The sequence below is a fragment of the Novosphingobium sp. BL-S-32 genome (assembly GCF_056857055.1).
This window is the reverse complement of the sequence record NZ_CM166476.1, coordinates 3,117,780-3,137,179: the sequence shown is the minus strand read 5'-3', so window position 1 is coordinate 3,137,179 and position 19,400 is coordinate 3,117,780. Positions and strand designations below refer to the sequence as shown.

Genomic DNA, 19,400 nt, shown 5'->3' with positions numbered 1-19,400 from the left:
CCCCTCCGTCAGCGCTACGCGCTGCCACCTCCCCTTGCAGGGGAGGAGTTTACCGCCTCACCGGCCCAACAGATTGCGCGCCTGACTGGCGATCTGTGCCAGCATCGCCGGGGTCAGCGGCACGGTATTCTCCGCGCGGTGCACCATGCCCCGGAACGTACGGATCGCGGCGGTGTGCGTGCGGCCCCATTCCTCTGCGGCGGCGGCAGGATCGGCCCTGCCGGTTTCGGTCCGCGCCAGCGTCTTGAGGAAGTCCAACCGCATCTGCTGGAAGTCCCGCGCAAGACCCGCGACCAGCAAGCGCTCCCACGGATCGGACGGGTTCATCGTCGCCGCATTGGACTGCGCCCAGTCGAGCCCCAGCCCCGCGCCCACGCGCGAGAAGGCCCCGACAAGCCGGCGCGGATCGAGCCCAGTCTCTGCCGCAAGGTCGGCAATGCCGACAGCACCATCAAGGTCGTAGAGATTGGCCACCATCGCCGCCTCTTCCTCGGGCGCGCCGAGTTCCAGCAGACCCCGGCGCAGCTTCTGCGAATGCTGCGCCACGCGTTCGCCCAGCAGTTCCTCGATATCGACCGACAGCGCCGCTACCTGCCCGCCGATCCGCGCGATCACTTCGGAAGGCGCGCTGCGTCCGGCACCCGCGCGCAGCAGGTCGGCCATGTGGCTGCGCACCGCACCCGCCGCCTTGTCGAACAGGGCAAGGCGCGCGTTCTCGCTCATCGGCGCGTTTTCGAGCCAGTCCCACAGCGTGTCGAGATCGAACAGTTGCACGGCCAGCGCGAAGGCCGCCGCGACTTGCGCCAGTTCCGCGCCTTCCTCTTCGGCCAGTTCGAAGGGATGGACGATGCCCAGCCGGTTGACGATGCGGTTCGCCAGCTTGGTGGCAATGATCTGCGGCGCCAGTCGGTGGCCCTCGATGCAGCCGGCAAAGCGCGCCTGCATCGGCTGCGGGAACGAGGCGAGCAGCAGCGGCTGAAGGCTGGGATCGGCGGCAAGGTCGCTCTTCTCGATGGCGTCCTGCAGGACCAGCTTGCCGCTGGAGAGCAGCACGGCCAGTTCGGGCCGGGTCAATCCGCGACCGTCCTGTGCCCGCCGGGCAAGCGCCTCGTTGTCGGCAAGGCCTTCGGTCCGGCGATCCAGATTGCCGCCCTCTTCCAACGTCTCGATCAGGCGGACCTGTGCCGGAATGGCCGCCGCGCCGCCGCGTTCGGCAATCGAGAGCGCCAGAGCCTGAAGGCGGTTGTCCTCCAGCACCAGTTCGGCAACCTCGTCGGTCATCTGGCGCAGCAGTTCGACGCGGCCTTCCTCGGACAGCTTGTCCGCGCGCTTGGCAGCGGCCAGCGCGATCTTGATGTTGACCTCGTTGTCCGAGCAGTCGACGCCCGCCGAATTGTCGATGAAGTCGGCATTGATACGCCCGCCACGCGCGGCAAACTCGATACGCGCGGCCTGTGTGACGCCGAGATTGGCGCCCTCGCCGATCACCCGCACGCGCAGTTCGTTGGCACTGACACGCAGCGAATCGTTGGTGGGATCGCCCACCTGCACGTTGTTCTCGCTCGACGCCTTCACATACGTGCCGATGCCGCCGAACCACAGCAGGTCAACCGGCGCGCCGAGAATGGCGGAAATCAGCGAGTCCGGATCGATCTCGCTGGCTTCGATGCCCAGCACGGCCCGCACTTCGGGCGTGAGCGGGATCGACTTGGACTTGCGCGAGAATACGCCGCCGCCCTTGGAAATCAGCGCCTTGTCGTAATCGTCCCAGCTCGAATGCGGCAGATCGAACATGCGCTTGCGTTCGGCCCAGCTCTTGCCCGCATCGGGATCGGGATCGAGGAAGATGTGCCGGTGGTCGAAGGCCGCCACCAGCTTCAGCGCCTGCGACAGCAACATGCCGTTGCCGAACACGTCGCCCGACATGTCGCCGCAGCCGACCACGCGCACCGGATCGCTCTGCACGTCCACGCCCATTTCCAGGAAGTGGCGCTGGACGGAGAGCCATGCGCCCTTCGCCGTGATGCCCATCGCCTTGTGGTCGTAGCCGTTCGAGCCGCCACTGGCGAAAGCATCGTCGAGCCAGAAATCGTGGGATTCGGCGATGCCGTTGGCGACGTCCGAGAACTTGGCGGTGCCCTTGTCGGCGGCGACCACGAAGTACGGATCCTCGCCATCAAGGATCACCACGTCGTGCGGATGGACGACCGAAGTGCCGACGATGTTGTCGGTGATCGAGAGCAGCGTGGCGATGAAAATCTCGTAGCTCGCCTGCCCCTCGGCCGCCCAGCCGGTGCGGTCCAGCGCGGGGTCGGGAAGCTGCTTGGGATAGAAGCCGCCCTTGGCGCCGGTCGGCACGATCACCGCGTTCTTCACGCGCTGCGCCTTCATCAGGCCGAGGATTTCGGTGCGGTAGTCGTCGCGGCGGTCGGACCAGCGCAACCCGCCGCGCGCAACCGGGCCGGCGCGCAAGTGGATGCCCTCAACCCGGCGCGAATAGACGAAAATCTCGCGCCACGGCAGTGGCTTGGGCAGGCCGGGCACCTGGGCGGAATCGAACTTGAACGCGAGTGCCAACTGGCCCGCCGGCGCGAAGGCATTGGTGCGCAGCATGGCGCTCACAAGATCGCGATAGGCGCGCAGCAGGCGGTCGTCGTTGATCGCGCTGACCCCGGCCAGACCGGCACGGATGGCGTCCTGCGCAGCGGCCCGAGCGACGGCGCGGTCACCGGTGAACGCCGGATCGTGGATCGCGCGGAACAGGTCGATCAGGCCCAGCGTCACTTGCGGCGCGGCCTGCAAGGCATCGACCACCGTGGTAATGCCGAAGTTGGAGCCCGCCTGACGCAGATAACGATACCACGCGCGCAGCCAGTTCGCCTCGCGTTTGGAAAGGCCAAGGCAGGGAACGAGGCGGTTGAACGGATCGTCCTCTCCAAGCCCGTTGAGCACGCCGCCCAGTGCATCCTCGATCATCGCCGAGAGCGCCAGCACCTGATGGGCTTCGCGCCCGGCGGGCAGCGCCAGCGTGAAATCGTGGATCGTGCCGATCCGGCCCTTCTCCAGCGGCGTCGGCATTTCCGAGATCACGCGGAAGCCGAAGTTTTCCAGCGCGGGCACGGCGTCGGAGAGCTGGAGACTGCCCTCCGCCTGGTAGATCTTGAGCCGGAGATTCCCGTCTCCGTCGCCCTCATGCGCATAGAGGCGCACATCGCGGTGGCCCTGGAAGCGCTCGCCCTCGGCCGCTTCGCCGATGACAATCCGGCGCATATGCGCGATGTCGATCGCGGCTTCGGCAGGGCCGTAGTCGCTGCGATAGGCGAGCGGGAAGGCATCGGCATAGCGCGCGGCAATCGCAGCGGCACGTGCCGGTTCCAGCGTCTGGCCCAGCGCGGCCTCCACCGCCTCGCCCCAGCCGCGCAGCATGACTTGCAGGCGGTTGTCGAGCGCGGTCTCATCCAGTTCCTGCGCGCCGTCGCGAATGTCGAGCGTGTAGCGCATCATCACCAGATTGCCGGCCTCGACCGTCAGCGCCCAATCGAGCGTCGGCGCCTGCGCGGCCTCTTCGATCAGGGTCTGGATACGCTTGCGCATCTGGGTGGAGAGCGTGTCGCGGGTGATCCACACGAAGGCGAAAAGATGGCGCGACAGGGGCGCGCTGGTGACGATCAGGCGCGGGCGCGGACGGTCGACAAGGCCGCCCATCGTCGTTGCCAACCGCTCCACGTCATCCTCGGCAAGCCCAAGCACGAGGTCATGCGGCAGGCTGGTGAGCGCATGGGCAAGCGCCTTGCCGGTATGGCCATTGGGATCGAGCCCGAGCTTGGAACCGAGCCCTGCCAGCAGCGTGCGCAGGCGTGGCACCCGGTCGGGCGTGGCGGCAAGCGAAGCGCTCGTCCAGATCCCGGCGTGGACCGAAAGCGCGGAGACCTTGCCGTCCTCGATCACCGGCACCAGGAACAGGTCCATCGGCACGCGGCGGTGGACGGTCGCGATGCGGTTGGCCTTGATGACCATCGGCGCGCGCACGTCGTTATCGGCAAGCTGGCGGTCGAAGTCCTCGAACGCGCGCTGGTAGCTGGCTTCGGACAGCAGGTCGGGCTGGCCCCGGCGGCAGACGCCGAGCAAGTCGGAATCGGTGCCATCGCGGCGGTGCGTCACATGGCCCAGCTGGGTCAGCATGCCGCCCGCGAACCAGCGCAGCAGCTCGGCGCCTTCGGCATCGCTCACCTGCACGGAATCGGCGGTCATCGTCGCCACCATCTGCGGCCAGTCGGTGACCGCAGCGCGCACGTCTTCCAGTGTTTCCGCAAGCTGACGATGGAGTTCGCCGCGCTGGCGGGCATCGACGCGCTCGGTCTCGATATAGATCATCGATTCGCGCGAAAAGCCTTCGGTTCCGGGCTCGGGCAGCGCGATCAGGCTGCCCTCCTCGTCACGCTCGACCAGCACCACCGGGTGGGCAAGACGGTCGATCACCAGCCCCGCGTCGGCAATCGCGGAGGCGACCGAGTCGACCAGGAACGGCATGTCGTCGTTGATGAGCGCGATGCGCAAATAGCGTCGGTCGTCGCTGGTGGAGGCCAATTCGATCACCGCCGTGCCGGGCTTGCGCCGGGCGGCAGTGGCCAGAAGGACGCCTGCGGCGCCGTCGATCCATTCCAGATCCTGTTCGGCAGCCTCGATAGGCAGCAGCGAGTCGCGAATGCGCGAGACGATCGCCGCTTGAAGCGCCGCTCCCCCCGGTCCTTCGTCCGACCGGGCTTTTGCTGCGACCTTCACTCCGTCTGCGCTCATGACTCACTCCCGCAATCCAAAAGGCTTGCAGCGCTTGCGCCCGATGAGGCGCGCAGCGCCTGCCTTCGACAATATAGGGCCGGTCATGAGTTCCGGCATCCACCTTCCTTCCGGAATTTCCGCCGGAGAAAGGTCGAGCCATTTCAACGATGCAATGCACCATCGCGCGCCACGGACGACCGGCTCGAGCCCGTGAACGTGACTCAGGGTTGTAACGAGGTTTCGTTGACGCGCAACAATCGTTTAACGAGACGAAATTGCATAATTTGCACTGCGGGGCATTTGGCTGCCCTCTGAATACGGTTTCGGCGGATTAGAGCCTTCCTGCGCCAACCACCAGAGCACCCATCGGCCCGGCATCGTCGCCCAGAACCGGCGGAACACAGATCCGCGTCAGGGCCTCGGGCGTGCAGTCGCGCAAGTAACCGCCGAGCAGGTCCGGCATCCGCGCAATCGCGGCGGGCAGGAGATGCGGTTGCCGGTTGGAAACGCCGCCGCCAACCACGATCCGCTGCGCCGAAAGTGTCAGCAGCAGCATGGCGAGCAGCTCCGCAAGGTCCCGAGCGACGGGATCCCACGCCGGATCGCCGGGCGCCACCGTGGCCGGATGGCGGCCGAAGCGCGCCGCCAGCGCCGGGCCGCTGAGCAGCCCTTCGATGCAGTCACCGTGGAACGGGCAGGCCCCGGCGAAATGGTCGTCCGCCGCGCGGCGCAGGCGCACGTGGCCGACTTCCGGGTGCATGAGACCGTGCACCGCCGCCCCATTCACCACCACGCCGACGCCAACGCCCGTACCGACAGTGATATAGGCCGAAGTCGGGCAGTCGCGCGCCGCGCCGAAGCGGTGCTCTGCCAGCGCAGCAGCGTTGACGTCGGTATCGAGGCCGAGCGGGAGGTCCAGCGCCGCCGCCAGCGTACCGGCAACATCCGCCCCGGCCCAGCCGGGCTTTGGCGTATCGAGCATGATCCCGAAATCGGGCGCCGTCCGTTCAACACGGATCGGCCCGAAACTGGCCACGCCAATGGCGTCCATCGACGCCGATTCCCGCCAGCCACGGATCGTCGCGATGGCCCGCGAGAGTGTTTCCTCAGGCGTGGTGGTCGGAAATTCCTCACGCGCCGCAATGGCGCCGGGACGTCCGCGCACGACCACGGTCTTGGTACCGCCCAGTTCGATGCCGGCAATGCTGTTCATGCCCGCGTCCCTGCCACTCGCTCGCCCCTGCCGCAAGCGTGCGTGACCCCTGAAACGGCGCGGGCGCCGATGCCAGGTTGCGAACTCGGCATGTCGATTTCCTTCCGTCGGCGCCGCCGAGGACTTAACTCGCAGCTTTTCAATATTTTAATCGCAACGCCAATGCCGCGCTGGAGGTCAACGCCGCCCTTCCCCTCTGGAGCGAGGCCGTTCGGGAATTCGCAAAATGCCCTGAACAGGGCCGGATCCGGGCCTTCGGCAGGGGCCGAGACGACGTTTCCGCCTGCCACAAATCCGCCGGAAGCCATGCCGGATCGCCGGGCCGCAGTTCCCCACAAGCCGCTTCCTCGTGGCGTTTCATACTGTTAATGCCGCGACGACGGACGGGGGGGCCATGACCGGAAAACGCAACCACGAAAAGCTACGGGCGGAAGCCGGAATTGCGGCGGGCGAAGTGCGCACGCTCGCCGATATCGCGCGCCTTGCCGGGGTCTCCGCAGGCACCGTCTCACGCGCGCTGGCCGGCAAGTCTTTGGTTAACGCAGAGACGCGCGAGCGCATCCGCGCCATTGCCCGTCAACATGGTTTCCGGCCCAACCAGATGGCCAGCCGCCTCCGCTCGCGGCGTACCGGGGTGATCGGCGTGGTCATCCCGCTCGGCCATGAGAAACGGCAACATGTTTCCGACCCTTTCTTCCTCACCCTGCTCGGCTATCTGGCCGACGAGCTGACCGAAGGCGGCTATGACCTCATGCTCAGCCGCGCGATCCCCGACGGGACAAGCGACTGGCTGGAACGCATGACCAGCTCCGGCATGGTCGATGGCGTTATCGTGATCGGCCAGTCCGACCAGTTCGCCGTAATCGAACAGGTTGCCGCGAACTACCGTCCGCTGGTGGTGTGGGGCCACCATCGCCCCGGCCAGACGCACTGCGTGGTCGGCACCGATAACGAGGCCGGAGGCCGGATGGCCACGCGCCACCTGATCGACGCCGGCGCGCGCAGGCTCGTGTTCCTCGGCGACACATCCGGGATGGAGATCGCCATGCGCTTTCGCGGCGCCGCCGCCGAGGCCGAGGCTGCCGGTATCCCGCTCTCGCACCTTTCCGCCGGGCTTGCGGGAGAGGACATGGGCTCGCAGATCCGGAGCGTTCTGGCGGAAATGGACATGGCGGTCGACGGAATCGTTGCCGCTACCGACCTCGTCGCCATGTCGGCCCTGCGCGCGCTTCACGAAATCGGCCGCGCGGTTCCGGGCGACATGCAGGTGATCGGCTATGATAACCTGCCGCTCGCCGCGCAGACGATGCCGCCGCTGACCACGATCCGGCAGGAAATCGCGGCCGGTGCCCGCGCCATGGTCGAACGGCTGAAGGCCCGGATAGAGGGCGAGAATGCGCCCGGCCTCGTCATGGCGCCCGCGCTTGTCCGCCGCGCCAGCACGTTGGATTAAAGGATCTGCCGCAAGGCATCCGTGGCCAAAAGGATCCATGCCCGAACGGATCCGCACATCACGCCACTTCGCGCTTTCGATCATCCTTCCTTGCCGTTAAGCACCGCTTCGAAGGCCGGCGATGCCGGGTGCGGCTTGGCGGCCGCTTTCGACGAACAGATGCGTTTTTGACGAATGAATACGGGGGAAGGACGGGCGTGACTCGGGACCTTGGCGGCGAGGCACAATGCTGATCGGCATCGATCTCGGGACGACCAACAGTGCAGTGGCGATCTGGCGGGACGGCGCGGCCCAGCTCGTGCCCAATGCGCTGGGCGATCTGCTCACACCCTCGGCGGTCAGCATCGCGCGCGACGGTCGCGTCTGGATCGGCCGCGCCGCGCTCGACCGTCTGGCGACCCATCCCGAAGATACCGCCACCAGCTTCAAGCGCCGCATGGGCACGGTCGCCAATGCCAAGCTCGGCGGCAAGGAATACGGGGCCGAAGACCTCTCGGCGCTGGTGTTGGAAGCGCTGGTCAAGGATGTCGAGGCACTGACCGGCGAGAGGCCGACCGAGGCAGTCATCACGGTCCCCGCCTACTTCAACGACCGCCAGCGCAAGGCCACGCGCCGCGCGGGCGAGCTGGCTGGCCTTTCCGTGCGCCGCCTGATCAACGAACCCACCGCCGCCGCGCTCGCATTCGGCCTTCAGGACAAGGGCGACCGCGAGGCCTTCCTGGTGTTCGATCTGGGCGGCGGCACTTTCGACGTCTCGGTCGTAGAGATGTTCGAGGGCATCGTCGAAGTCCGCGCCTCGGCAGGCGATAACCGGCTGGGCGGCGACGATTTCGACGATGCGCTGGCCGCCCTGATGTCGCCCCGGATCGATCCCGAGCGGAAGCTCTCCGCCCTCCCCGCCGAGCGCCGCGAAGCCCTGCTGAAGCGCGCCGCCGAAGCCTGCCGCCGCACGCTCTCGACCATCGCCGAGGCCGAATTCGCCGTGGTGATTGACGAGACCCGCCTGGCCGCGACCGTCTCCGAAACCGAATTCGAAGCCGCTTGCGAACCGCTGCTGCGGCGCTTGCGCGAACCTGTGGTGCGGGCCCTGCGGGATTGCGCCATCGATGCCGCCGAGCTTTCCGACGTGGTGCTGGTGGGCGGCGCCACCCGCATGCCGGTGGTGCGCCGCGCGATCACGCGGCTGTTCGGCCGCTTCCCCAATTCCTCGGTCCACCCCGACCATGCGGTGGCGCTCGGCGCGGCGATTCAGGCCGGGCTCGCCGGTCGCGATGCCGCGCTGGACGAGATCCGCATTACCGATGTCTGCCCCTTCACTCTGGGCATCGAAGTGGCCGAGCGCGACGGTTACGGCGGCCTCCAGCGCGGTCTGTTCTCGCCGATCATCGAGCGCAACACGGCCGTTCCGGTCTCCCGCGTGAACACCTATTCAACGCTGTCCGACAACCAGAAGAAGCTGGAATTCGGAATCTATCAGGGTGAGGCCCGCGAAGTGCGCGGCAACGTCAAGCTGGGCGACATGACGGTACCGGTGCCGCCCCGCGCGGCGGGCGAAATCTCGGTGGAGGTGCGCTTTTCCTACGACAGTTCGGGCCTGCTGGAGATCGATGTCCACGTTCCCGAGAACGGCGCCTCGCGCAATCTCGTGATCGTGGACGAGGAAGACCGGCCGGACCGCAAGGAGCTGGACCAGCGCCGCGGCGCGCTGGCCCGGCTCAAGCACCATCCGCGCGAGGAGGCGCTCCACGTCGCGCTGATGGCCCGCGCCGAACGCTGCTATGAGGACCATATCGGCGACCTTCGCCAGATGATCGGCCACTGGATCACGCAGTTCGCCGGCGCGCTCGACAGCCAGGATCCGCGCCGGATCACCGACGCCCGCACCATGCTGGCGACCCGGCTCGACGAGATCGAAAGCGTGGGTCCGTTATGAGCGACGCGTCATCGCAGGACCGCCATCCCTGGTCGCTGCTGGGCATCGAGCCTACCGCAGAGGCCTCCGTCATCCGCAAGGCCTATGCCGAGCGGCTCAAGGCCATGGATGTCGACAACGACGTGTCCGGCTATGCCCAGTTGCGGCAGGCCCGCGACCTTGCCTTGCGCCTTGCCCGTGTCATGAGCGAGACGCCGGATAGCAGCGCGTCCGACCCGGTCCTTGACGGCACCGAGGATGTCCCGAACGCCACCGAGCGCCCCGAACCTGCCGCCCCGCGCTGGACCTTCGCCGCGCCCGCGCTGCCCGGCGCATGGGATGAGTTCGCCGACCCCGCCGCCCGTCCTCTGGCCACCCAATCGCTGTCGACCAAGCCGGGCGAACTCGACGCTTCGACCATGCTCGAACGCATGGCCTGGGCCGCCGCCGCCGCGCGCGATACCGAGCAAGGCGGTGTTACCGGCGCGGGCATTCCGCTGACCACCATCGACCCTTTCACGGCCCCGCTGCTTTCGGGCAGTTTCGTCGGCGACGACGCGCTTGGCCTGCGCCCCGGCGAAACCCCGGCCGAGCGGCTGACCATCCTGCTCGATCCCGAGCGGGACAATTCCGGCGAACCGCTGTCCGAAACCGAAACCCGGCAAGCGACCCGTGCCTTGCGCGCGATCCTTGACGAAGCGACGCAGGCCCACGTCTCGCGCCAGCAGCAGATCGAGGACTGGCTGGCCGAGATCCTCGCACGCGGCTGGCCGCGCTCCGCGCCCTTGCTGGAGGATGCCAATCAGGCGTTCGGATGGGAACGCGAATGGAGCGCCCACGATGCGCGCCCGGCGGTCCAGTTCCTTGGCGCGCGCCTGCGCGGCTATCGTTTCCAGCAGAACGTGCTCCAGCCCGACCACCGCTTCCACAAGGCGTGGAACGAGCTTGTAAAGCCCGGCAAGGCTGGCCCCTTCCGCATGCTGGGCGGCCCGGCGCAAAGCGATGTCGATGCCCTGCTGCGCGGCGTGCGCAAGCATTTCCCCGAACTGGAATCGCACTTCGCGCCCGAACGCGTCGCCTCGTGGGAGAGCGGCAATCGTTTGCTGACGGGGCTGCTGGTGCTGCTGGGCATCCTGGCCTTTGCCATCGTCGTCGCCATCGCCGACAGCTCCAACCCGTCCCCGCATCCGACGCATGATGCCCCCGCCAGCGAGATGCAGGCCCCGCAGAGCGGCGAAGTCTCTGACGTGGTCCAGGCCTCGGTCGTCGAGGCATTCGGGCAAGGCCGCGATGCCAGCTGGCTGTGGAAGAACCAGCCCGATCTGGCCCAGACGCTCACCTCCAACACGCTGATGGGCGTGCACGCGGGCACCGATCGCGGCGCGATGATCGACAAGGCCGTGACCCTCGTGCGGATGCGCAGCTACCTCAACGGCCGCAAGCTTTCGGGTGAGCTGTTCGAAACGGCGATGCAGCTGCGCCTCGTCCAGTTGCAGGCCGCCCGCGAGCAGAGCGCTCACGCCTGCAGGCAAATGAGCGATTCCGGCTGGCTGGACGGTACCCTGCCGCTCTCCCCCGAGCAGCGCGCGAAAGAGCGGGCCTTCGCCGCGCGTTTGGTGGAACAGCACGCGCTCGGCATGCCCAAGCCGGACGGACAGCACAGCGCGATGATTCCGGGTGAGCTGATCGGCAAGATCCTCAAGTCAACGAAACTGGGCCAGAACGACGTGATCGCCGCGCTCAACGGCAAGGGCAGCGATGCCCACCGCTGCGCCGTGACGATTGCCCTGCTCGAAGCCACGCTGGACTGGACCGGCAGCAATCGCCGGGACATCCTGATGACGCTCTGAGAATTTATGTAACCACACTTATGTAACCGCTGGGCGGCCCGCGACGAACTCCCGACTACGAGTGACACGGGAGTTGCCGCGATGCCGATCCGTCCTGTCCCCCTGGCCGTCATGGTCGCGGCCGGAATTGCCGGAACCGCGCTTACCCTGACGCTGCCGCGCTCAGAGTCCGCGCAAGCCGCCGCCCTGCCCGCGCCGCCGCCGGAAACCGTCAAGCCCACGGGCCGGCAGGTGGCCGTGCTTGCGGGCGGGTGCTTCTGGGGCATGGAAGGCGTTTTCGAGCACGTGCGCGGGGTTGTCTCGGTGACTTCGGGCTATGCCGGCGGAGACCGCGCCAAGGCGAATTACGACGCGGTGTCCTCCGAAACCACCGGCCATGCCGAGGCAGTGCGGATCGTCTACGACCCGGCCAAGATCACATACGGCCAGCTCTTGCAGGTCTACTTCGGCGTGGCGCACGATCCCACGCAAGTAAACGGCCAGTACCCCGATCGCGGTCCCAGCTACCGCTCGGCGATCTTCCCGCAAAACGACGCCCAGCGCCAACTCGCCGCCGCCTATATTGCCGCGCTTGGCAAGGCCCATAGCTTCGACAAGCCGATCGCCACGAAGATCGAGAACGGGGCCTTCTTTCCCGCCGAATCCTGGCATCAGGACTTCATGCGCCGCAATCCCGGCAACGGCTATATCCAGCGCTGGGATGCACCCAAAGTGGCGGCTTTGAAAACGCGGTTTCCGCAGTTTTATGTGGGTTAGCGCGGGTTTTCGGGCGAGTCTTTGACTTCCCCCGCTCATCTTGAGCTTGTCGAAGGATGGAAGCCTCCCACCACGCCGCCGGGGGCTTCGACAGGCTCAGCCTGAGCGGGATTGAGGGAGTTAGGTTGAGCCGAGTGCGCCCGGTGGCAGACACGAGACCTCATCCCGCTCCACGTCATCCTGAACTTGTTTCAGGATCCATTTGGCGGTCTGCCTCGGACGGCAGCGCGAAGAGCGCGGCGATTGCGAGTTGCTGATCGAAGCACAGCGCAGGCGGCAACATGGATCCTGAAACAAGTTCAGGATGACGAGTGTTTTGGAACCTTTCCAATCGACCATTGCATCGGCTCACTCGCTCAAGTTGCCTCCGGAGCATTGCGACAGTTCAGGAAACCCCCGCGAACCAGTTGTGCAGGCCACTTGCCTTGCCTCGATTTCGTCACAAGCAAAGCCGAGGTCGTATTGTATTTAAGTGGCAACGCGCTGCCGGGCATCACCACGAACCTGTCGTGAAAACACAGCCGCATGTATTTTGGGCCGTCTGAAATGACGACAAAACTCTTCGACCGGCCATCATTCTTGCGGATCAGATTCGCGCCGTTCGCCGTTTTCGCGGCGGCGAAAAAACCATAGTCGGCAAACGAAGTCTTGCCGGGCATCCGCCTCGATCCGGTCGAATTCGGGAACGTGGTCAGGTCGAGGTTCCGGATAACACCGTCTATATCACTCACGTCGGCAGACGCCCCCAGCGACGATCCGATCGCGGCCAAGGCCGCAATGACAATCATCTTCATTCCCACCCCCCTGGCCCTGAACGTGAAAGCAATCACCTCATCGCATCGGGAATCTGAACGACTCTAGAACGTTGCGTCCGCAAGAGCCCGCGTATCGGGGACGGTCGGAAATCCCTTCATGCAGGCACGCCGCCTACGCTTCCGCCGAAATCGCCAGTCCCGCCGCCCGCGCGCTCGCCCAGGCCCATTGGAAGTTGTAGCCGCCCAGCCAGCCGGTCACATCCACCGCCTCGCCGATCGCATAGAGACTCGGGACTTTCCGCGCTTCCATGGTCTTGGACGAAAGCGCACCGGTGTCGATGCCACCCGCCGTCACCTCAGCCTTGGCGAAGCCTTCGGAACCGTCAGGCACGAACGGCCAGCGCGCCAGCTTCGTCTCCGCCGCAGTCAGCGCCTTGTCCGACATCATGCCGAGTTCGCCGGAGAGCCCCAGCCTTTCGCACAGCACTTCGGCCAGACGTTCGGGCAAGCCCTCGCCCAGAACCTTGCGCAAAGTGGCGCGCGGGCGCTCGCGCTTGGCGTCCTTGAGCCAGCCTTCGGCGCGGTCCGGCAGGAACTGCGTCGTCACCGTCTGCCCGCGCTGCCAGTAGCTGGAAATCTGGAGGATCGCCGGGCCGGACAGCCCGCGATGAGTAAACAGCGCCGCCTCACGGAAGGCCGCCTTGCCGCCTGCCTTGCCCTCTATGCGGGTAATCACTTCGGTCGAAACGCCCGAAAGGTCGCGGAACAGCGCCTCGTCGCCCGGCAGCGTCAGCGGCACCAGCGCGGGGCGCGGCTGCACGATCTTGAGGCCGAACTTGCGCGCAAGGTCGTAGGCGAAGCTGGTCGCACCCATTTTCGGGATCGACGGGCCGCCGGTCGCGATCACCAGCGCGGGGGCCGTGGCGATGCGATTGCCGTAGGCGACGCGGTAGAGGCCGTCGGCGTGGTCGATCTCGCCCAGCGCATCGCCGCAATTCAGCGTGACGCCGCCCTTGGCGCATTCTTCCAGCAGCATCGCCACGATCTGCTTGGCCGATCCGTCGCAGAACAGCTGGCCCAGCGTCTTTTCGTGCCAGGCGATGTCGTAGGATTCCACCAGCGCGAGGAAATCGGCGGCGGTGTAGCGGCTCAGCGCCGACTTGGCGAAGTGCGGATTGCCGGAGAGGTAGCGATCGGGCGCGGTATCGACGTTGGTGAAGTTGCAGCGTCCGCCGCCGGAGATCAGGATCTTCTTGCCCGGCTGGTCCGCATGGTCGAGCAGCAGCACGCGCTTGCCGCGCTGACCGGCGGTGGCGGCGCAGAACAGTCCGGCGGCACCGGCACCGAGGATGATGGCGTCGTAAGCGTCGCTCAAGGCATCCGTCCTTCGACAAGCTCAGGACGAGCGGCGTGGGTGGGATGAGCGGTGTGGGTGGAACGAGCGGTGTGGATTTGACGAGCCCTGTGATTGGGGAGAGCCACCACCCCCCGCTCATGCTGAGCTTGTCGAAGCATCCCCGCTACGTCCGAACCGGCAAGCTCAGGGCGTGCAATGTGAAGGACGCGAGGCGCAATCCCCCGCTCATGCCGAATATTTGGAAACATCACTGCGAAACCGGCGCCAGTTCCAGCGCCAGCGCTTCCGCCACGCGAATGCCGTCGACCGCCGCCGAGAGAATGCCGCCGGCATAGCCCGCGCCCTCGCCCGCCGGGTAGAGGCCGCGCGTGTTGAGGCTTTGCAGGTCCTTGCCGCGCGTGATGCGCACGGGCGAGGAGGTGCGCGTCTCCACCCCGGTCATCACCACGTCCGGATGGTCGTAGCCCGGCACCTGACGGCCGAACACCGGCAGCGCCTCGCGGATCGCATCGACCACGAAATCGGGCAGGCACTGCTTGAGTTCGGTCAGGTGGACGCCCGGCTGATAGCTGGGGGTCACTTCGCCGAATTCGATGGAGGGCCTGTCCGCCAGGAAATCGCCCAGCTTCTGGCCCGGCGCCTTGTAGTTCGAGCCGCCCGCCTTGAAGGCCAGTTCCTCGAACTTGCGCTGGAAGGCCACGCCCGCGAGCGGGTCGCCGGGGTAGTCCTTGTCCGGATCGATATCGACGACGAGGCCCGAGTTGGCGTTGAATTCGGCGCGCGAATACTGGCTCATGCCGTTGGTGACGACGCGGCCTTCCTCGCTGGCCGCCGCCACCACGCGCCCGCCCGGGCACATGCAGAAGCTGTAGACGGTGCGCCCGTTCGATGCCTTGTACGCGATCGAATAGGCCGCCGCGCCGAGGATCTTGTTGCCCGCGTTGTCGCCATAGCGCGCGGTGTCGATCCAGCTTTGCGGATGTTCGATCCGCACGCCGATGGCGAAGGGCTTGGCCTCCATGTAAACGCCGCGATTGTGCAGCACCTCGAAGGTGTCGCGCGCCGAGTGGCCCACGGCCATGATGACGTGGCTGGCGGGCAGCAATTCTCCGGTCGAGAGGTGGAGGCCGGTGATGCGGCGGGCGCCGTCGGTATCCTCGGCAATCTCGAAGTCATCGACGCGGGTGCCGAAGCGGTATTCGCCGCCGAGCTGCTCGATCGTCTCGCGCATCGACATCACCATGGTGACGAGGCGGAACGTGCCGATATGCGGATGCGCTTCGGTGAGGATGTCGTCCGGCGCGCCGGCCTTGACGAATTCGGTCAGCACCTTGCGGCCGAAATGGCGCGGGTCCTTGATGCGGCTGTAGAGCTTGCCGTCGGAGAACGTGCCCGCTCCGCCCTCGCCGAACTGCACGTTGCTTTCGGGGTCGAGCACCGAGCGGCGCCAGAGGCCCCAGGTGTCCTTGGTGCGTTCGCGCACGGCCTTGCCGCGTTCGACGATGATCGGCTTGAAGCCCATCTGCGCCAGGATAAGCGCGGCGAGCAGCCCGCAGGGGCCGGTGCCGATCACCACCGGGCGCTGGCCGGACCAGCCCTCCGGAGCATGGGTGACGAACTTGTAGCTGGTGTCGGGCGTGGGCCGCACGTGCTGATCGTCGTGGAAGCGGGCCAGCAGCGCGGCCTCGTCCTTCACCACCAAGTCGAGCGTGTAGACAAGCTTGATCGCGCTCTTGCGGCGCGCGTCGTTACCCCGGCGCACCACGGTCATGCGTTCGAGATCGGCAGGCGTGATACCGAGGCGCGTGCAAACGGCAGCCTCAAGGTCGGCCGGAGCGTGGTCCAGCGGCAAGGTAAGGTCGGAAAGGCGGATCATCCGCGCGCCCTTATACCCGATCGCTGCCGGGCGCCACGGCTTTGCGGGCTATTCCGAGAGGCGGGCGGCAAGCCACTGCGAAGCCTCGGCAATCGCGCGGTCCGCCAGCTTCGCTACGGCCATGGCCTCAAGGAAGCTGTGCGTGGCGCCGGGATAGACGCGCAGTTCCGCCTGCGGCAGGCGCGCGGCCATCGCCCGGTTCTCGTCCAGCAGCACGTCGCATTCGGCCACGCAGAGCCATGCCTGCGGCAGGTCGGAAAGGTCCGCCAGCAAGGGGCGCGCCAGCGGATCGGAGATGGGGTCCGGGCCCAGATAGGTCGCCCAGAACTCGTCCATTTCGGGGCCGGTAAGCATGTAGCGGTCCCCGTCGCCGTAGCGGGCGTAGCTGCCGGTCCAGGTTCCGTCCCAGGCGCCGTAATTGAGCAGCAGGCCACTCGGCAGCGCCTTGCCCTGCCCGCGCCGGACGAGCGTGGCCGCCACCGCCAGATTGGCCCCGGCGCTATCTCCGCCGATGACCTGACGCGATGAGTCCAGTCCGTGCGCGGCGCCTTCGCCGTCCAGCCAGTCGAGCACGTGGCCGATGGCATGGATCGCGGCCGGGAACGGATGCTCGGGCGCGAGCGGATAGTCGATGCCGAGTACCGCGCAGCCGCTGCGGCCCGCATATTCGCGCATCAGGCGGTCATGGGTGTCGATACTGAACAGCGTCCAGCCGCCGCCGTGGAGATAGACGAGCACGGGCAGGTCAGGCGTGTCGGAGGGCCGATGGATGCGGATCCGAGTGCCGGACGGGCCTACCGCGAGATCCTCGCTGGAATGCATTGCCGGGCCGCCGCGCGTCCATGGCGCGCGCTGGCGCTCGGCAATCGCACGCCGTTCCGGCGCGGAAAGGCCGGGGCGCGATCCCAGCGCGGCGGAGGCGGCGAACATCCGATCCAGCCAGGCGCGGATTTCGGGATCGACATCGTCGTTGTCGTTCTGGCTTTCGGGGATCGTAATCATGATCTGAGAATAGATCGCGGCCCGGCGCGAGGGAATCGCCGGGCCGCGAAGTGTGTCAGAAGTCAGCCGAGAGCGAGACCTTGAACGTGCGCGGCTGCCCCTGAAGGATCGAGGTCGCGAACGTATCGAAGGCCGAGGCCCAGTAGCGCTTGTTGGCCACGTTATCGACGTTGAAGCGCACCGTGACAGGCACCTCGCCAGCGGCCAGAACGTAGCGCGCGCCAAGGTTGAACACCGCCCAGTCCGGCAGGCGGATGGTGTTGGCCGCATCGACCCACTGCTTGCCGGTGTAGGTCACACGGCCGGTCAGCGTCAGGCCCGGAAGCATCGGCGTGTCCCATTCGAGATTGGCATTGGCGGTCCAGTCCGGCACGCCCTTGGCGTCCTTGCCCTCGGTCGAGGGAAGGCTGGTGCGCAGCTGCTTGGCATCGTTGACGGCAAGACCGGTGATCAGGCGCAGGCCGTGCGCAAGCTCGCCATTGACCGTGAATTCCACGCCGCGGTTCCGCTGGAGACCAAACACGCCAAAGGTCAACAGGTTCAGGCCGTCATCGGGCGTGAGGTCGATCGCATAGGAGTTGGGCAGCTTGATCTGGTAAAGCGCCAGACCCACGAACATCGGGCCCACCTTGGCCTTGCCGCCGAACTCGTACTGCGTGCTCTTGTAGGGGGAGAAGACTTCGTTCTGGTTGGTCGTGCCCAGCGGCGCGATCGAGCCGGGCTGAAGCGCCTCGATGCGGTTGGCATAGAGCGAAACCCCGTCCACCGGCTTGACCACAAGGCCGATCACCGGCGTCACCGCACTGGATTCGTAGACCGAATCGAGCAGGCCGCCATTGTAGGCGTTGTAGCTCTTGGTCTCGATCGATTGCAGGCGCAGACCGGCGGTCAGCAGGATGTGATCGTCCCAGAAGCCGATCGTATCGGATGCGAAGACGCTCCACAGCTTGTTGCGCGTGATCGGGAACGGATCGTCAAGGTTGCCGCCGACGAATACCGACGCGGGCAGGTCAATCTGGACCGGGTTGTAGAAGTTATTGGGAACGCCGTTGAAATCGGTGCCATAGCGGAAGTCGAAGGCGTTGCGGTTGACCTGCCAGTTGAGCGAGCCGCCGATGTTGAATTCTTGCGTGATCTCGCTGCCCAGCTTGATGCGCGTACCGAACTCAAGAGCTTCGTTGTTGTCGGTGCGCGGCACGTAGAGCGCGGTAACGTAGCCGTCGCCAGTCTCCGCATCGTTGACCGAAATACCGCCATAGATGCCCCGCTCCGAACCATCGCGCGCGCCGGCCTTGGCATAGAGCAGCACGTTGTCGGCCAGATCATACTCGACATTGAGCATGCCGAAGATGTCGCGCAGCTTGGAGTAGGTATAGTCTTGCGCGTAATTGGCATCGGCCTTGGGCACGCGCGGCAGAGTGGTGGAAAAGATCGTCACTTTCGGGCGCAGGTTGTCCACGCGGACCTGCTGGTAGGCCAGGTCGAGCGAAACGCGCAGCTTGTCGCCGCTATAGTCGATACCGGCGCCGAGCACGCGGGTACGGCGGTCCTCACCCTTGATGCCGAGATTGCCGTCCTGATAGCTGCCGTTGACGCGCACGCCCCAGCGACCGTCGGCCGAACGGCGGGCCACGTCGAAGCTGCCCAGCCAGTGCGAATCCGAAGTGAAGCCTGCCGTCACGCGCGTGAGCGGATCGTTGCCCGCGCGCTTCAGCAGCAGGTTGACGCTGCCACCAACGCCCGAGCCGCCCGGCGCCGCGCCGTTGAGGAAGGCCGAGGCGCCGTTCAGCACCTGCACGCTCTCGAACAGTTCGGGTGCGATCAACTGGCGCGGCGTGATGCCGTAAAGGCCATTGAGGCCGATATCATCGCCGAACAGTTCGAAGCCGCGGATCACGAAGGTTTCGGCGGCATTGCCGTAACCGTACGTCGTGCGGACGGTGGGATCGTTGTCGAGCACTTCACCCAGCGAGCGCGGCTGCTGGTTGAGGATCAGCGTCTCGTCGAAGCTGCGCAAGTTGAATGGCACGTTCTCCGCCGCCTGGTTACCCAGCACGCCTGCGCCGCCGCCGTTTTCGACATGCGTGGCGTTCACCCGCTGCGCGCGGACGATGATGTCGTCAGAGCTGCCGGACGAAGCCGGTGCTGGGGCCGATGCCGATGCTGCTGCCGCCTCAGCCTCATCGGCCATGGCCTGGCCCGAGAAGCCGCAAAGCGCGGCGGCAATGACAAGCCCGCTGGCGTGCAGACGTGCGGTTTTGGTGATCTTCGCGACACTCGACATAGCGATATTCGACATACTGGCCCTCATGTATTCGCGACGTTCGTTGCGCTGTTGCGCTAATGCGAATTGGTCGCATTTAGACGGTCTTCCCTGCGACCGCCAGCGTGAAAATTATAAGTGCGTTAGCCCCTTGCAGAGATCCAACCGATATCGCCCCGGGGGT

11 protein-coding genes are annotated in these 19,400 nt (G+C 66.4%); 4 read left to right on the top strand and 7 right to left on the bottom strand.

Annotated features, from left to right (window positions below):
• Positions 1 to 57 precede the first annotated feature (57 nt).
• Both AC1VVK_RS14750 and AC1VVK_RS14745 read right to left on the bottom strand, forming a co-directional pair.
• Positions 58 to 4,797, bottom strand: coding sequence for an NAD-glutamate dehydrogenase domain-containing protein (locus AC1VVK_RS14750; protein WP_482903556.1), 4,740 nt, complete (start codon positions 4,795 to 4,797; stop codon positions 58 to 60).
• A 313-nt stretch (positions 4,798 to 5,110) separates the two neighbouring features.
• Positions 5,111 to 5,992, bottom strand: a complete 882-nt coding sequence (locus AC1VVK_RS14745) for an ROK family protein (RefSeq protein WP_482903555.1) — start codon at positions 5,990 to 5,992, stop codon at positions 5,111 to 5,113.
• Positions 5,993 to 6,386: 394 nt separating this feature from the next.
• Here AC1VVK_RS14745 and AC1VVK_RS14740 point away from each other — a divergent pair, with 394 nt between their 5' ends.
• From AC1VVK_RS14740 to msrA, 4 genes are all read left to right on the top strand, one after another.
• Positions 6,387 to 7,445, top strand: a complete 1,059-nt coding sequence (locus tag AC1VVK_RS14740; protein ID WP_482903554.1) for a LacI family DNA-binding transcriptional regulator — start codon at positions 6,387 to 6,389, stop codon at positions 7,443 to 7,445.
• A gap of 226 nt (positions 7,446 to 7,671) precedes the next feature.
• Entirely contained in the window at positions 7,672 to 9,378 is a 1,707-nt protein-coding gene (locus AC1VVK_RS14735; protein ID WP_482903553.1) for an Hsp70 family protein, read from the top strand.
• Positions 9,375 to 11,207 carry a hypothetical protein gene (locus tag AC1VVK_RS14730; protein ID WP_482903552.1) on the top strand — a complete coding sequence of 611 codons (1,833 nt, stop codon included), beginning with the start codon at positions 9,375 to 9,377 and terminating at the stop codon, positions 11,205 to 11,207. The genes AC1VVK_RS14735 and AC1VVK_RS14730 overlap by 4 nt, the downstream gene beginning before the upstream one ends.
• An 81-nt stretch (positions 11,208 to 11,288) precedes the next feature.
• Positions 11,289 to 11,963 carry a peptide-methionine (S)-S-oxide reductase MsrA gene (gene msrA, locus AC1VVK_RS14725; protein WP_482903551.1) on the top strand — a complete coding sequence of 225 codons (675 nt, stop codon included), beginning with the start codon at positions 11,289 to 11,291 and terminating at the stop codon, positions 11,961 to 11,963.
• A gap of 356 nt (positions 11,964 to 12,319) precedes the next feature.
• Here msrA and AC1VVK_RS14720 read toward each other — a convergent pair whose 3' ends face one another.
• The 5 genes from AC1VVK_RS14720 to AC1VVK_RS14700 form a co-directional block, all read right to left on the bottom strand.
• Entirely contained in the window at positions 12,320 to 12,757 is a 438-nt protein-coding gene (locus tag AC1VVK_RS14720) for a hypothetical protein (protein ID WP_482903550.1), read from the bottom strand.
• 133 nt (positions 12,758 to 12,890) lie between these two features.
• On the bottom strand, positions 12,891 to 14,093 hold the full coding sequence (locus tag AC1VVK_RS14715) for a BaiN/RdsA family NAD(P)/FAD-dependent oxidoreductase (RefSeq protein ID WP_482903549.1): 1,203 nt from the start codon (positions 14,091 to 14,093) through the stop codon (positions 12,891 to 12,893).
• A gap of 229 nt (positions 14,094 to 14,322) precedes the next feature.
• The gene (locus tag AC1VVK_RS14710; RefSeq protein WP_482903548.1) at positions 14,323 to 15,951 is read right to left on the bottom strand and encodes an NAD(P)/FAD-dependent oxidoreductase; all 1,629 of its coding nucleotides are present in this window, start codon (positions 15,949 to 15,951) and stop codon (positions 14,323 to 14,325) included.
• Between the two features lie 48 nt (positions 15,952 to 15,999).
• On the bottom strand, positions 16,000 to 16,953 hold the full coding sequence (locus AC1VVK_RS14705) for an alpha/beta hydrolase (RefSeq protein WP_482903547.1): 954 nt from the start codon (positions 16,951 to 16,953) through the stop codon (positions 16,000 to 16,002).
• Positions 16,954 to 17,008: 55 nt separating this feature from the next.
• Positions 17,009 to 19,252, bottom strand: coding sequence for a TonB-dependent receptor (locus AC1VVK_RS14700; protein WP_482903546.1), 2,244 nt, complete (start codon positions 19,250 to 19,252; stop codon positions 17,009 to 17,011).
• Between the last annotated feature and the right edge of the window lie 148 nt (positions 19,253 to 19,400).

Coding starts and splice junctions, on each gene's coding strand:
- AC1VVK_RS14750 (WP_482903556.1), bottom strand. CDS start 4,797: ATGAGCGCAGACGGAGTGAAGGTCGCAGCAAAAGCCCGGTCGGACGAA.
- AC1VVK_RS14745 (WP_482903555.1), bottom strand. CDS start 5,992: ATGAACAGCATTGCCGGCATCGAACTGGGCGGTACCAAGACCGTGGTC.
- AC1VVK_RS14740 (WP_482903554.1), top strand. CDS start 6,387: ATGACCGGAAAACGCAACCACGAAAAGCTACGGGCGGAAGCCGGAATT.
- AC1VVK_RS14735 (WP_482903553.1), top strand. CDS start 7,672: ATGCTGATCGGCATCGATCTCGGGACGACCAACAGTGCAGTGGCGATC.
- AC1VVK_RS14730 (WP_482903552.1), top strand. CDS start 9,375: ATGAGCGACGCGTCATCGCAGGACCGCCATCCCTGGTCGCTGCTGGGC.
- msrA (WP_482903551.1), top strand. CDS start 11,289: ATGCCGATCCGTCCTGTCCCCCTGGCCGTCATGGTCGCGGCCGGAATT.
- AC1VVK_RS14720 (WP_482903550.1), bottom strand. CDS start 12,757: ATGAAGATGATTGTCATTGCGGCCTTGGCCGCGATCGGATCGTCGCTG.
- AC1VVK_RS14710 (WP_482903548.1), bottom strand. CDS start 15,951: ATGATCCGCCTTTCCGACCTTACCTTGCCGCTGGACCACGCTCCGGCC.
- AC1VVK_RS14705 (WP_482903547.1), bottom strand. CDS start 16,953: ATGATTACGATCCCCGAAAGCCAGAACGACAACGACGATGTCGATCCC.
- AC1VVK_RS14700 (WP_482903546.1), bottom strand. CDS start 19,252: ATGTCGAATATCGCTATGTCGAGTGTCGCGAAGATCACCAAAACCGCA.